This window comes from Streptomyces sp. NPDC037100 (genome assembly GCF_055606225.1).
On the sequence record NZ_JBVJSX010000002.1, the window covers coordinates 395,103 to 408,358 of the forward strand.

Annotated in this window: 12 protein-coding genes and 1 pseudogene; 6 read left to right on the top strand and 7 right to left on the bottom strand. The window is 70.3% G+C overall.

The window, feature by feature from the left end:
- Positions 1 to 74: 74 nt before the first annotated feature.
- Genes ACZ7EG_RS06925 through ACZ7EG_RS06935 form a run of 3 tightly spaced genes read left to right on the top strand, consistent with a single transcriptional unit; the run spans position 75 to position 3,615 of the window.
- Entirely contained in the window at positions 75 to 599 is a 525-nt protein-coding gene (locus ACZ7EG_RS06925; protein WP_471073398.1) for a PadR family transcriptional regulator, read from the top strand.
- Entirely contained in the window at positions 596 to 1,285 is a 690-nt protein-coding gene (locus tag ACZ7EG_RS06930) for an ABC transporter ATP-binding protein (RefSeq protein ID WP_471073401.1), read from the top strand. Before ACZ7EG_RS06925 ends, ACZ7EG_RS06930 begins: the two co-directional genes overlap by 4 nt.
- Positions 1,282 to 3,615, top strand: coding sequence for an ABC transporter permease (locus ACZ7EG_RS06935; RefSeq protein ID WP_471073404.1), 2,334 nt, complete (start codon positions 1,282 to 1,284; stop codon positions 3,613 to 3,615). Before ACZ7EG_RS06930 ends, ACZ7EG_RS06935 begins: the two co-directional genes overlap by 4 nt.
- Before the next feature lie 16 nt (positions 3,616 to 3,631).
- On the opposite strand, the gene ACZ7EG_RS06940 is transcribed toward ACZ7EG_RS06935, so the two are convergent.
- Positions 3,632 to 4,582 (bottom strand): LysR substrate-binding domain-containing protein, encoded by a 951-nt coding sequence (locus tag ACZ7EG_RS06940; protein WP_401865078.1) that lies wholly within the window; start codon positions 4,580 to 4,582, stop codon positions 3,632 to 3,634.
- A 133-nt stretch (positions 4,583 to 4,715) separates the two neighbouring features.
- Between ACZ7EG_RS06940 and ACZ7EG_RS06945 the strand changes: the two genes are divergently transcribed.
- Both ACZ7EG_RS06945 and ACZ7EG_RS06950 read left to right on the top strand, forming a co-directional pair.
- Positions 4,716 to 5,270 (top strand): peroxiredoxin, encoded by a 555-nt coding sequence (locus ACZ7EG_RS06945; RefSeq protein ID WP_030842656.1) that lies wholly within the window; start codon positions 4,716 to 4,718, stop codon positions 5,268 to 5,270.
- Positions 5,271 to 5,276: 6 nt separating this feature from the next.
- Positions 5,277 to 5,810 (top strand): alkyl hydroperoxide reductase, encoded by a 534-nt coding sequence (locus ACZ7EG_RS06950; protein ID WP_031103031.1) that lies wholly within the window; start codon positions 5,277 to 5,279, stop codon positions 5,808 to 5,810.
- Between the two features lie 74 nt (positions 5,811 to 5,884).
- Here the strand turns inward: ACZ7EG_RS06950 and ACZ7EG_RS06955 are convergent, their stop codons facing one another.
- From ACZ7EG_RS06955 to ACZ7EG_RS06970, 4 genes are all read right to left on the bottom strand, one after another.
- Positions 5,885 to 7,189, bottom strand: a complete 1,305-nt coding sequence (locus ACZ7EG_RS06955) for an AI-2E family transporter (protein ID WP_471073409.1) — start codon at positions 7,187 to 7,189, stop codon at positions 5,885 to 5,887.
- A 135-nt stretch (positions 7,190 to 7,324) separates the two neighbouring features.
- The gene (locus ACZ7EG_RS06960; protein ID WP_471073412.1) at positions 7,325 to 8,026 is read right to left on the bottom strand and encodes an aggregation-promoting factor C-terminal-like domain-containing protein; all 702 of its coding nucleotides are present in this window, start codon (positions 8,024 to 8,026) and stop codon (positions 7,325 to 7,327) included.
- A 420-nt stretch (positions 8,027 to 8,446) separates the two neighbouring features.
- Positions 8,447 to 9,772, bottom strand: coding sequence for a PhoH family protein (locus ACZ7EG_RS06965; RefSeq protein ID WP_471073415.1), 1,326 nt, complete (start codon positions 9,770 to 9,772; stop codon positions 8,447 to 8,449).
- Between the two features lie 354 nt (positions 9,773 to 10,126).
- A complete protein-coding gene (locus ACZ7EG_RS06970; protein WP_471073418.1) occupies positions 10,127 to 10,900 on the bottom strand; it encodes an isoprenyl transferase in 774 nt (257 codons plus the stop codon).
- A 733-nt stretch (positions 10,901 to 11,633) separates the two neighbouring features.
- Between ACZ7EG_RS06970 and ACZ7EG_RS06975 the strand changes: the two genes are divergently transcribed.
- Positions 11,634 to 12,389: a DNA glycosylase AlkZ-like family protein gene (locus ACZ7EG_RS06975; protein WP_471074827.1), complete on the top strand. Its 756-nt coding sequence runs from the start codon at positions 11,634 to 11,636 to the stop codon at positions 12,387 to 12,389.
- Between the two features lie 17 nt (positions 12,390 to 12,406).
- Here ACZ7EG_RS06975 and ACZ7EG_RS06980 read toward each other — a convergent pair.
- Positions 12,407 to 12,772: pseudogene (locus ACZ7EG_RS06980) on the bottom strand (SAM-dependent methyltransferase); the annotation flags it as partial.
- Positions 12,773 to 12,794: 22 nt separating this feature from the next.
- Positions 12,795 to 13,256: a GNAT family N-acetyltransferase gene (locus ACZ7EG_RS06985; RefSeq protein ID WP_471073420.1), complete on the bottom strand. Its 462-nt coding sequence runs from the start codon at positions 13,254 to 13,256 to the stop codon at positions 12,795 to 12,797.

Here is a 13,256-nt window from a genome sequence, read left to right on the forward strand (position 1 = left end):
TCCCGCACCCCCGGCCACGATCTACACACTCCGCGTATACATCCGGCGTATACACCCCGTGTACAGTCCTGCCCATGTCCATCGGTCACACACTCCTGGGACTCCTGGAGTCCGGCCCGCGCCACGGTTACGACCTGAAGCGGGCCTTCGACGAGAAGTTCGGTCACGACCGGCCGCTCCACTACGGCCAGGTCTACTCGACGATGTCCCGCCTGCTGAAGAACGGGCTCGTCGAGGTCGACGGCATCGAGGCGGGCGACGGGCCCGAGCGCAAGCGGTACGCGATCACCGAGGCCGGGGTCACGGACGTCGCGCGCTGGCTCGCCACGCCCGAGAAGCCGGAGCCCTACCTCCAGTCGACCCTCTACACGAAGGTCGTCCTCGCGCTGCTCACCCACCGCGACGCCGGTGACATCCTCGACACCCAGCGCTCGGAGCACCTGCGCAGCATGCGGATCCTCACCGACCGCAAGCGCAAGGGCGATCTGGCCGACCAGCTCATCTGCGACCACGCGCTGTTCCACCTGGAGGCGGACCTGCGCTGGCTGGAGCTGGCCGCGGCCCGTCTGGACAAGCTCCGTGAGGCGGTGGCCCCGTGACCATTCCCCCTGGTTCGCTCCTCACCGCACAGGACCTGCGCAAGGTGTACGGGCCCACGACCGCGCTCGACGGCGCCGGGTTCTCCATCCACCCGGGCGAGGTCGTCGCCGTGATGGGCCCGTCCGGCTCGGGCAAGTCGACCCTGCTGCACTGCCTGGCCGGAATCGTCATGCCCGACTCGGGCTCGATCACGTACAACGGGCGCGAGGTGACCGCGATGGGCGACGCCGAGCGCAGTGCGCTGCGGCGCTCGGAGTTCGGGTTCGTGTTCCAGTTCGGGCAGCTCGTGCCGGAACTCACCTGCGTGGAGAACGTCGCGCTGCCGCTGCGGCTGAACGGCTCCTCCCGCAAGGAGGCCGAGCGGACCGCGCTGGCGTGGATGGAACGGCTGGAGGTCGACGACCTCCGCAAGAAGCGGCCCGGTGAGGTCTCCGGCGGTCAGGGCCAACGGGTCGCCGTGGCCCGCTCGCTGGTGACGAACCCGCGGGTGGTCTTCGCCGACGAGCCGACCGGCGCACTCGACTCGTTCAACGGCGAGCGCGTGATGGAGCTGCTCACGGACGCCGCCCGGTCGGCCAACACGGCCGTGGTGCTCGTCACCCACGAGGCGCGGGTGGCCGCGTACTCCGACCGCGAGATCGTCGTCCGGGACGGCAAGTCCCGTGACATGGAGCGCGTCGTATGAGCGTCAGGCAGTGGAGCCGGGACCTGGGCATGGGGGCCCGGTTCGCCCTCGCCGGCGGACGCGAGGGGTGGACCCGGGCGCTGCTCACGGCCGTCGGCGTCGGGCTCGGAGTGGCGCTGCTGCTGCTCACCACCGCCGTCCCGGGCGCGCTGGCGGAACGGGACCGGCGCGAGGAGGCGCGCAGCGACCACACCTTCAGCCAGCAGGAGATACCGAAGGCCGACAACACCCTGATCGTCCTGGACGCGGACACCACGTTCCGGGACCAGGACGTGCGCGGACGCATGCTGGAGGCCGAGGGCCCGAAGGCTCCGCTGCCCCCGGGGGTGCCGGCGTTCCCCGCGGACGGCGAGATGGTCGTCTCCCCCGCGCTGAAGGAGCTGCTCGCCTCCGGTGACGGCAAGCTGCTGCGGGAGCGGCTGCACTACCGGATCACGGGCACGATCGGCGAGCAGGGGCTGGTCGGCTCGAAGGAACTCGCCTACTACGCGGGCGGCAAGGGGCTCGCGGAACTGCTGAAGGGTTCCGCCAGCGGGGCCCGGATCGACAGCTTCGGCAGTGACCTGGGGTCGTCCGACCCGTGGGACCCGGTGCTGCTCCTGCTGGTCCTGGTCGTCTTCGTGGTGCTGCTGATGCCGGTCGCCGTGTTCATCACCGCGGCCGTACGGTTCGGCGGCGAGCGGCGCGACCGCAGGCTCGCGGCGCTGCGGCTGGTCGGCTCCGACAGCCGGATGACCCGGCGGATCGCCGCGGGCGAGGCGCTCGCCGGTTCCGTGCTGGGGCTCGTCCTCGGCACCGGGTTCTTCCTGCTCGGACGGCAACTGGCGGCCTCCGTCGAGGTGTTCCGCGTCAGCGTGTTCCCGAGCTATCTGACCCCCTCCCCCCTGCTGGCCGCGCTGGTCGCAGTGGTGGTGCCGGCGGCCGCGGTCCTGGTGACGATCCTCGCGCTGCGGGGCGTGGTCATCGAGCCCCTCGGCGTGGTGCGCACGGCCAAGCCCGCGCGACGCAGGCTGTGGTGGAGGCTGCTGCTGCCGCTGGGCGGACTGGCGCTGCTCTACCCGATGATCGGGCAGGGCGACGACGGCGGGAACTTCAACCAGTACCTGGTCGTCGGCGGCGTGATGCTGCTCCTGATCGGTGTCACAGCGCTGCTGCCCTGGGTGGTGGAGACGGTCGTCGCCCGGCTCGGCTCGGGCGGGGTCGCCTGGCAACTGGCCGTGCGCCGACTCCAGTTGAGCAGCGGTGTGGCGGCCCGCATGGTCAACGGCATCGCGGTGGCGGTGGCCGGGGCGATCGCGCTGCAGATGCTGTTCGCCGGAGTGGAGGGCACCTACACCAGGGCGTCGCAGTACGACGTCTCCCGGGCCCAGATGAGCGTGGACGTGCCGGACGGCAGCGACGCCGCCCCGGTCGCCGCGCAGTACCGCGACACCGAGGGCGTACGCAAGGTCACCGCCCTGTCGGATTTCCATCTCGGCCACCGGCGCGAGGCGGACGCCCTCATCCAGATCACCGTGGCCGACTGCGCGTCGCTGCGTGAAGTCGCAACGCTCCCCGACTGCCGCGACGGTGACATGTTCGCGGCCAAGGGCTCGGAGTACGACAGCGACAGCGAGCGCCTGGCCGTGCCCGGCACGCCCCTGTGGGCCGAATCGGAGGAATCCGGCCGCGCCGGCGACCGTACGGTCTCCTGGACCGTTCCGCGGGGCATCCGGCAGGCCGAGTCCCGCGAGGACCCCACCGGGTACGAGCGCGGCGGCATCCTGATCACCCCCGGCGCGCTGCCCGAGAAGCTCGAAGCGCTCATGTCGACGCGGCTCTTCCTGAGCGTGGACCCCTCGGTGCCGGACGCCTACGACCACGTGCGCAACACGGCCGCGCGGCTCGACCCGGTGTCCCAGCCGATGACCTGGCACAGCATCGAGAGCAACGACCGCTACGCCGCCATCCGCACCGGCCTGTCCGTCGGAGCCGCATGTGTGCTGGCCCTGATCGGAGCGAGCCTGCTGGTCTCGCAGCTGGAGCAGTTGCGCGAACGCCGCAAGCTCCTGTCGTCCCTGGTCGCCTTCGGCACCCGGCGCCGCACCCTGGGCCTGTCGGTGCTGTGGCAGACCGCCATCCCGATCGGTCTCGGCCTGCTGCTCGCCGCGACGGTGGGCATGGCCCTGGGCGCGGTCCTGCTGCGGATGACCAACACGTCGGTCCGGGTGGACTGGTCGAGCGTGCTGTCGATGACCGGCATCGGCGCCGGCGTCGTCCTCGTGGTGACCCTGCTGAGCCTGCCGCCGCTGCTGAAGCTGACGCGAGCGGACGGGCTTCGGACGGAGTAGGCCTTCGTACGGGCCGTCAGGCGTCCCGGTCGACGACCCGCACGGGCAGCGGCCGCAGGGCCTGGCGCAGGGCGGCCGCCAGTTCCTCGTACTCCCCGCCCCGCGCGGCCCCCGCCCGCATCGCCAGCGCGATCCGGCGGGTGGGGGCCGGGTCGGCGAAGTACCCGGTGAGGAGCTGGTTGCTGCGGGAGGTCTCGACCTTGAGGGCGGTGCGCGGCAGCAGGGTGACGCCGAGCCCGCCCGCGACGAGCTGGACCAGCGTGGACAGCCCGGCGGCGGTCGTGGTGACCGGCACGTCGTCGCGGCCGGCCTCTCGGCAGATGTCGAGGGCCTGGTCGCGCAGACAGTGCCCCTCGTCCAGCAGGAGCAGGTTCAGCTCGCGCAGCGCCTGACGCGGGATGCCCTCCCGGCCGCCGAGCCGGTGGTCGAGCGGGGTGACGAGCACGAAGTCCTCGTCGAACAGCGGCAGTTCGGTGACGCCCGGCACGCCCAGGGGCACGGCGAGCAGCAAGAGGTCGAGCCGGCCGCCGGCCAGGCCGTCGAGCAGGCTGGCGGTCTGCTCCTCGTGCACCTGGAGGTCGAGGTGCGGATACCGCTCGTGGACGAGCCGCAGCACCGTCGGCAGCAGATAGGGCGCGACCGTCGGGATCACTCCGAGCCGCAGCACCCCGGTGAAGGGCGCCCGGACCGCCTCGGCCTCCTCCATCAGCGCGCCCACCTCCCCCAGAACCGCCTTGGCCCGTACGGCGATCCGCTCACCCTCGGGTGAGAGCAGCACCTTGCGCGTCGTACGCTCGAGGAGCGTCACTCCGAGTGTTTCCTCCAGGGCCGACACGGCGCCCGAGAGGGCGGGCTGGCTCATGCCGATCGCCGCGGCCGCGTCCCGGAAATGAAGGTGCTCGGCCACCGCCGCGAAGGCACGGAGCTGGGCGAGACTGGGCTGCCTGCGCTTATTACCGACAGTCACTGATAGCTACCTCCGATCAACTCGACCGAGTGTAGCTATTTCCGTAATCAATCGAGCCTGTGCCAACATCAACACAGTCCAACCCATGGGAAACCCCCGCGATCCGGGAGTTTCTTCGCTGCAAGGAGTGTGTGTGCTCACCGTCGGTGACAAGTTCCCCGAGTTCGACCTGACCGCCTGCGTCTCGCTGGAGAAGGGCAAGGAGTTCCAGCAGATCGACCACAAGACCTACGAGGGTCAGTGGAAGGTCATCTTCGCGTGGCCCAAGGACTTCACCTTCGTGTGCCCGACCGAGATCGCCGCCTTCGGCAAGCTGAACGAGGAGTTCGCCGACCGCGACGCGCAGGTCCTCGGCTTCTCCGGTGACTCCGAGTTCGTTCACCACGCCTGGCGCAAGGACCACGACGACCTGCGTGACCTGCCGTTCCCGATGATGGCCGACTCCAAGCACGAGCTGATGCGCGACCTCGGCATCGAGGGCGAGGACGGCTTCGCCAAGCGCGCGGTGTTCATCGTGGACCAGAACAACGAGATCCAGTTCTCGATGGTGACCGCGGGCTCGGTCGGCCGTAACCCGAAGGAGGTCCTCCGGGTCCTGGACGCCCTCCAGACGGACGAGCTGTGCCCCTGCAACTGGTCGAAGGGCGACGAGACCCTCGACCCCGTCGCGCTGCTCTCCGGGGAGTGATCTGACATGTCGCTGGATGCCCTGAAGTCCGCGATACCGGACTACGCCAAGGACCTGAAGCTCAACCTGGGCTCGGTCATCGGCAACTCCGACCTTCCGGCCCAGCAGCTGTGGGGCACGGTGCTGTCGACGGCCATCGCCTCGCGCTCCCCGATCGTGCTGCGCGAGCTGGAGCCGGAGGCGAAGGCGAACCTGTCGCCGGAGGCGTACACGGCGGCCAAGGCCGCCGCCGCGGTGATGGCGATGAACAACGTCTTCTACCGCACCCGCCACCTCCTGTCGGACCACGAGTACGGCACCCTGCGCGCGGGCCTGCGGATGAACGTCATCGGCAACCCCGGCGTCGACAAGGTCGACTTCGAGCTGTGGTCCTTCGCGGTCTCCGCCATCAACGGCTGCGGCATGTGCCTCGACTCCCACGAGCAGGTGCTGCGCAAGGCCGGTCTCGACCGCGAGGTCGTCCAGGAGGCCTTCAAGATCGCCTCCGTGATCCAGGCGGTCGGCGTCACGCTGGACGCCGAGGCGGTTCTGGCCGAGTAATCCCCGGCTGCCCGCCTCACCCTCGCAGGGCCCCGCCCACCTGACCGGTGGACGGGGCCCTGTCGGCGTTCCGGCTATTCCGCGGGGGGCGGGGCCGGCTCCGCGCTCATCGCCGTGGCCCCGCGCGGTCGCACCGAGTGCCGCAGCGCCGACTTCTGTGAATACGACCGCAGATACCCGGCGACCGTGTTCGTCACCGCGACCAGCGGCACGGCGACCACCGCACCGCCGATCCCGGCCACCATTCCCCCGCACGCCACCGCCAGCACCACTGCCAGCGGATGCACCCGCACGGCCCGCCCGAGGATGAACGGCTGCAGGATGTGCCCCTCGATCTGCTGCACCGCCAGCACCACCACCAGGGTCATGACGGCCGTGAACACCCCCTGGGTGACCAGCGCGACGACCACCGCCAGCGCCCCGGAGACCACCGCGCCCACCAGCGGGATGAACGCGAACAGGAAGATGAACACCGCCAGCGGCACGGCCATCGGCACATCGAGGAAGTAGATCCCCAGGCCGATGAAGATCGCGTCGATCATCGCGACGATCACCGTGCCCCGCACATACGCCGTCAGCGTCCGCCACGCCGCCGGACCGGCCCCGGCCACCCCCGGCCGTGCCGCCGCCGGCACCAGCTTCAGCGTCCACTCCCAGATCCGCTTGCCGTCGTAGAGCAGGAACAGCGTGCAGAAGACCGTCAGCAGGATCCCGGTCAGCGCCTCGACGACGACCGTCACGCCCTCCAGACCCGCCGAGGTGATCTGGTCGGTGTTGGCCCCGACCGCCTCGCGCAGGTTCGTGGCGATCTCGTTGATCTGCTTGTCCGTGACGTGGAAGGGGCTGTTCAGCAGCCAGTTCCGCAACTCGTCGATGCCGTCCTGGATCTGGCCCGAGAGGTCGTCGATGTTCTCCATGACCTGCCAGGTCACGAACCAGCCGATGAGGCCGATGACGACGAAGCCGAGGACGGCCGTCAGCGCGGTCGCCGGTCCGCGCGGCACGCCATGGCGCCGCAGCCGCGCCACCGTCGGCTGCAGCATCGCCGTGATGAGCAGCGCGATGACGAACGAGAGCACCACGAGCTGGACGGCGCTGATGACCCGCATCAGCACCCAGAGGGTGCCCGCGAGGACGAGGAGCCGCCAGCCGGCCTCCGCCGCGACCCGCACGCCCCACGGCACGGCCAGCGCGGGATCGGGGCGGGCGGCGATGTCGGGGGCGTAGTCCGGGGGCGGCGGCACGTGGTCGTCGGCGAGCATCGGGGAGTCGGCGTCGTCCCGCTCCCGTTCGGCCTCGGCGCGGCGCTCGTTGTACCGCTCGCTCATCTCGGTCAGCCCGGCACCGAGCCGGCCGAGCCACCCTGGCACTCGCGACATGATCCGTCCTTTTCCCCCGTCTTGGCGCGCCACTCCCCCGAGGAGCCGTTCGTCCGACCGTACATGGCGCGAGCCCCGCACCGGACGACGGTGCGGGGCTCGCGCGAAGGACGGGATCGGCCGGGGCCGGTCGGCTCAGTACCAGTTGTTGGCCTGCCAGAACGACCAGGCGTCACAGGGGCTGCCGTAGCGGTCGTTCATGTAGCTGAGGCCCCACTTGATCTGGGTGGCCGGGTTGGTCTGCCAGTCGGCGCCGGCGGACGACATCTTGGACCCGGGCAGCGCCTGGAACATGCCGTAGGCCCCGGAGGAGGGGTTGACGGCCTTGTAGTTCCAGTCGGACTCGTGGTCCACGATGTTGCTGAAGCACTGGAACTGGCCCGACGGCACCATCTGCCGTGCCATCGCCTGGATCTGGGCGATGCTGTAGGAGCTCGCGACGGGGAAGTCGGAGACGTCCTTGGAGCGGCTGGCGGCGGCCTTGACCTCCGCGCGCTCCTTGGCTGCCTCCTCGGCGGCCTTGGCGGCCTTCTCGGCGGCTTCCTTCTTGGCGACGGCCGTCTCGGCGGCGGCCTTGCGGGCTGCCTCCTCGGCGTCCTTCTTGGCGCTCGCGTCCGCCTGGATGGCCTGCGCGTCGGCCTGCTGCGTCAGGGACGCGGTCTGCACCTGGGCCTGCTGACCCGCGGGGATGTCCGCGAGCAGGGTGGCGCCGCTGGCTGCCGCTTCGGCGTCGTTGTTCTGCGCGGTGCTGCCCGAGGCAACTCCGACGACGCTTCCGACAGCGGTGACCGCCGTGGCCGAAGCCACTGCGAATCCCCGGACCGAGATCCGGCTCACACGGTTTTCCTTCCAGCATCGCCCGCTTCGGTGACCCTCGCGGACGCAATCGTGCCCCTGGCACTGGCCTCCCCAACTGCGGGGTCACGGGAGGCGCGGGCCCGGTGGGCAACTCCCCCGAGGGGAGCGCCGCGTGTTGCTCGGGCGGCATACGACATCGCTATGCAGTTGATGCTGTTGCTCTTGTGGTGCCGTACCGCTGGGGGTACAGGTGTGTCGTATGCGGGGCCTGACAGGAGAGAGACTCTGCCGTAACACGGCGGGGCAAGGCAATTCCGAGTTGCGTGTGAAAGCTCACATCCCGTTTGGCGCAGGGAATTCCACGGAACGGCCACACGCGAAGGCGCCGCCCGGCTAGGCTCTTGGCCTTCTCCGGACGGCGCCAACTATCGCATAAGCGCTACTACTTACTGCGGTCGGTCAGATCTGCCCGTCTTCGAGCATTTCGGTCACAAGGGCGGCGATCTGGGACCTCTCGGACCGCGTCAGGGTCACATGCGCGAAGAGGGGATGCCCCTTCAGCTTCTCGACGACGGCGACGACACCGTCGTACCGGCCGACCCTGAGGTTGTCCCGCTGAGCCACGTCATGGGTGAGAACCACCCGTGAATTGGCCCCGATCCGGGACAGAACGGTAAGAAGCACGTTCCTTTCCAGCGACTGGGCCTCGTCCACGATCACGAACGCGTCGTGCAGCGAGCGGCCCCGGATGTGGGTGAGCGGCAGGACCTCCAGCATCCCGCGCGCGGTGACCTCCTCGATGACCTCCCGGGACGTGACCGCCGACAGCGTGTCGAAGACGGCCTGTGCCCAGGGGCTCATCTTCTCCGCCTCGGAGCCCGGCAGATAGCCCAGCTCCTGACCGCCCACCGCGTACAGCGGACGGAAGACCATCACCTTCTGGTGCTGACGGCGCTCCAGCACCGCCTCCAGACCGGCGCACAGTGCCAGCGCCGACTTGCCGGTGCCGGCCCGGCCGCCCATGGACACGATCCCGACGTCCGGGTCGAGCAGCAGGTCGAGCGCGATCCGCTGCTCGGCGCTGCGGCCCTTGATGCCGAACGCCTCACGATCCCCACGCACGACCCGGATGGTGCCGTCGGGCGTGACCCGTCCGAGCGCCTTGCCGCGCTCCGACTGGATCATCAGGCCCGTGTGCACCGGCAGGCCGGCGGCCTCGGGGACGTGGACGTGCCCCTCCTCGAAGAGGATGTCCACCTGCTCACCGGGCAGGGTCAGTTCGGACATTCCGGTCCAGCCGGAGGAGTCCGTGATGGCGAGTTCCGCGCGGTACTCCTCGGCGAGGAGCCCGACGGAGGACGCCTTGATCCTGAGCGGGAGGTCCTTCGACACGACGGTGACGTCGAACCCCTCGGCCTGCAGGTTGCGGGCGACCGCGAGGATGCGGGAGTCGTTGTCCCCCAGGCGGTAGCCGCTGGGCAGCACGCTGGGGTCCGAGTGGTTGAGCTCGACACGGAAGGTCCCGCCCAGATCTCCCGTCGGGATGGGTGCGTCGAGGCGACCGTGCCGGACCCGGAACTCGTCGAGCAGGCGGAGGGCCTGCCGGGCGAAGTAGCCGAGTTCGGGATGGTGCCGCTTCGCCTCCAGCTCCGTGACCACGACGATGGGGAGCACGACCTCGTGCTCGTCGAAGCGGTTCAGGGCGTTCGGGTCGGCCAGCAGGACGCTGGTGTCGAGAACATAGGTGCGCCGGTCGGGCTTGTGGCGCTTTGTGCTGGTCACCACGGAAGGACGTACCCCCTCGGATGAGGTCGGGGAGCGACGGTATGGAGCTGGACCGGTCGTCGGCCGCCCTGCGCGGGCCGAGAACCGGCCCTCCGCCTCTTCGTCCGTGCTGTGACCGCACGATCGGGCTGGTGCAAAGGGCCTCCCGGGCGGACGGCCCCGTGCCGTCCGCTGAGATCCGACACCCGTGGTTCGGGCGTCGACCTGTCTGGGTTATGCCCTCGAACGAGCGTCGCCATGCCACGGCATATGACGGCGAGCCGGTGAACTCGGCGTTACAGGCGTCGCCAAGGGGGTACCGGGAGGTGTTGTGACGTGGGACGTCCTGCGTCCGGGTGCCCGTCTGCGGGTACGTCAGCCGCCGTAGCGCCGGTGGCGGGCGGCGTAGTCGCGCATGGCCCGCAGGAAGTCCACCTTGCGGAACGCCGGCCAGAACACGTCACAGAAGTAGTACTCCGAGTGCGCGGTCTGCCAGAGCATGAATCCGGACAGCCGCTGCTCGCCGCTGGTGCGGATCACCAGGTCGGGGTCGGGCTGGTGACTCGTGTAGAGGTGACGCCCGATCATGTCGATGTCGACGGCCTCGGCGAGCGCCTCCATCGAGGTGCCCTTGTCCTGGGCGTCGAGCAGCATCGACCGCACCGCGTCGGCGATCTCCTGGCGTCCGCCGTAGCCGATGGCGACGTTGACCACTATGCCGTCGACGTTCGCGGTGGTCTCCTCGGCCTCCTTGAGGATCGTCTGCATCCCCGAGGGCAGCAAGTCGGGCGTGCCGACGTGGTGCACGCGCCAGCGGCCGTCGGCTGCCAGGGTGCGTACGACGTCCTCGATGATGCCGAGCAGGGGGACGAGCTCTTCCTGCGGCCGGTCGAAGTTGTCCGTGGACAGGAGCCAGAGGGTGACGACCTCGACGTCGGTCTCACTGCACCAGCCGAGGAACTCCTCGATCTTCCCGGCCCCGGCCCGGTGGCCGTCGACAGTGCTGGAACCGGCGGCTTTCGCCCAGCGCCGGTTGCCGTCCATGATGACGCCGATGTGCTTGGGCACCTGAGCGTGGTCCAGGTGACCTTCCACCCGGCGTGCGTACAGCCTGACCAGCAGGCCGCGCAGCTTGTCGCGCAGGTTCACGTGATTGTCAGCCCCTCCGTACGGATCGGACAGGCCGCGGCGTGCGGCCCTGTCGTGGCCGCGGGCGGTCCCTGCCCGTATGGCGGCCCCCGGAGGCGAAGCCTACCCTCGCCGCGGCCGTGGGCCGCCAACGGGGGCGGAACGAACGGTTCCGGCCGATGGTTCGAGCCGCCCGGCGGGCCAAGAAAAACGGGCCGGTCCGTGGGGGGGAGACGGACCGGCCCGAGGGGGGGTTTCCACCATAACCCTTCGTGAGTGCTGCTGCGTGCATCGGCGTGCCACAACTACTCTCCGGAGCCGCCCGGCGACGCGGCGATGCTCACGGAAGCCCTCGTTCAGGGCTCACTTCTGGCCGAAACACCGCGCATACGCTGGGGAATCGGGCTCCTGGGGGCGGAATCCGGAGGATTTGACGCACCTTGGGGCCCAGTCGGGTGACTTGTCACGGCATCCCCCCGATGGGTGAACCGGCCGCACACGCCCCCTTGACCGTCACCCGCCCTTCACCGCCCCCGGGTCGGCTCCGATTCGCCGCTTTGCCGACTCGACATCGCCGGTGGCCCGAATCGGCCGGGAGGCCCTGGCACCGCGCAGCCCCCTCCACTGCGCGGCACCGCCCGCGCAGCTTTGCTCACGCGAATTACCCTGGTCCGAACCTACGTGAGCGGCAGCGCGGAGGCGAGCTGTGAGCGATAACGATGTGAAAACCCTCGTCGGAAGATGCGCAAGTGCAGTGAGTGAAAGGAGTGACGCGCGAGCGGCATGGGCCGAGTCGGGGCGCAGGTCGCCATATAGGACGCAATCCGTCCTCTTTCTCGCCTGGCGTCGCACCATGACGACGACCGTGAAGACCGTGAAGATCACGTGGGACGCGGCGAGCGCGCGCCGGGCGGAGCGGCAGTTCCTGGCCGGGCCGGCCGGGACCGGCACACCGCGGCACACCGGTCGCCGAGGTGGTCGGCGCGATGCCGGGCGCGCACGCGCAGGTGCTCTCCGCGGCCGAGCTGTCGGTGGGGATGCGGGCGGACGGCGTGACACGGGCGGACGTACGGGCCGCCCTCTGGGACGACCGGTCCCTGCCGGCCGCATCGAGGAAGTCCTCTTCAAAGGGACACCGGCGTGGGTGGCGGCGGGCGACACCGACTTCCCGGAGGGCCCGGCGCGGGGTGTGCGGCTGCTCCCCTTCTTCGACGCGTACGTCATCGCCGGGCAGCCCCGGGAGCGGCTGTTCCCCGGGGCGGCGTACGAGCGCGCCCTCGGGGGCGGCCAGGCGGGCACCTACCCGGCGCTGCTCGTCGACGGTGTCGTGGCGGGGGTGTGGCACCAGCGGCGACGCGGCCGTCGTACGACCGTCACGGTCGAGCCGCTCGTCCGGCTGACGGCACGGCAGGAACGGGAGCTGGGCGAGCAGGTGGAGCGGGTGGGTGAGGTGCTGGAGGCTGCGCCGGAGCTGGTGGTGGGGAAGGTGACGGTCGGGCCGCACGCGTGAGGACGCGGGCCGCGGCGTCAGTCCGGCTTGCGTGCCTCGAAGAGGTGGCGGGTGCTGTGGGCGACGAAGGGGCCCTCGGCGCGGATGCGCTCGTGCAGCTCCCGCAGCCGCTGCTCATATGCCTCGACGGTGAAGCCGGGGACCATCCGGACCACCTTGCGCAGGAAGTGCACGACCGCGCCGATGTCATGGAACTCCATGCGCAGCCGCTCCGCCCGCAGATCGCCGACGTCGAGCCCGGCGGCCTCGGCGTCGGCACGCTCACGGTCGGGATGACGGGCGCCGCGCACGCCGTCCGGCTGGGGCCCGAGGAAGTACTCGACGAGTTCGAAGACGCTGCTCGGGCCGACGTGCTGGGCGAAGTACGTCCCGCCGGGCTGGACGGGGGCGTCACGCGATTTCCGCTCAAGCGAGGACGAGCATGACGTGCTCGTTGTCGCCGTGCCGGACAGTGCCGGTCCGCTGGAAGCCGTGCTTCTCGAGGAGGCGTACGGAGCCGGTGTTGTCGATGACGGGATCGGCGTGCAGGGGCCGGTTCCGCTCCCGCTCCAGGAAGAGGGCGAGGGCCCGGCTGCCGATGCCTCGGCCCCAGTACGGGCGGCCGAGCCAGTACCCGAGGAAGCGGCGGTCCGCGTCCCACCAGGCGACGACGCTGCCGGCGACTTCACCGTCGACGGTCACGGCCTGCACGAAGACGGTGTCGTCCCCGAGGACCTTGGTCTTCCAGTGCCGCAGGAACGCCTCGCGCGGCCGAGGGGTGAACCTCGACCGCCGAACGGCTTCCGGATCGTGCTCGTACGTCAGGAAGAACTCGAGGTCGGCCTCCACCACGTCTCGCAGGCGCACGTCCGCGTCGTCATCGCTCAT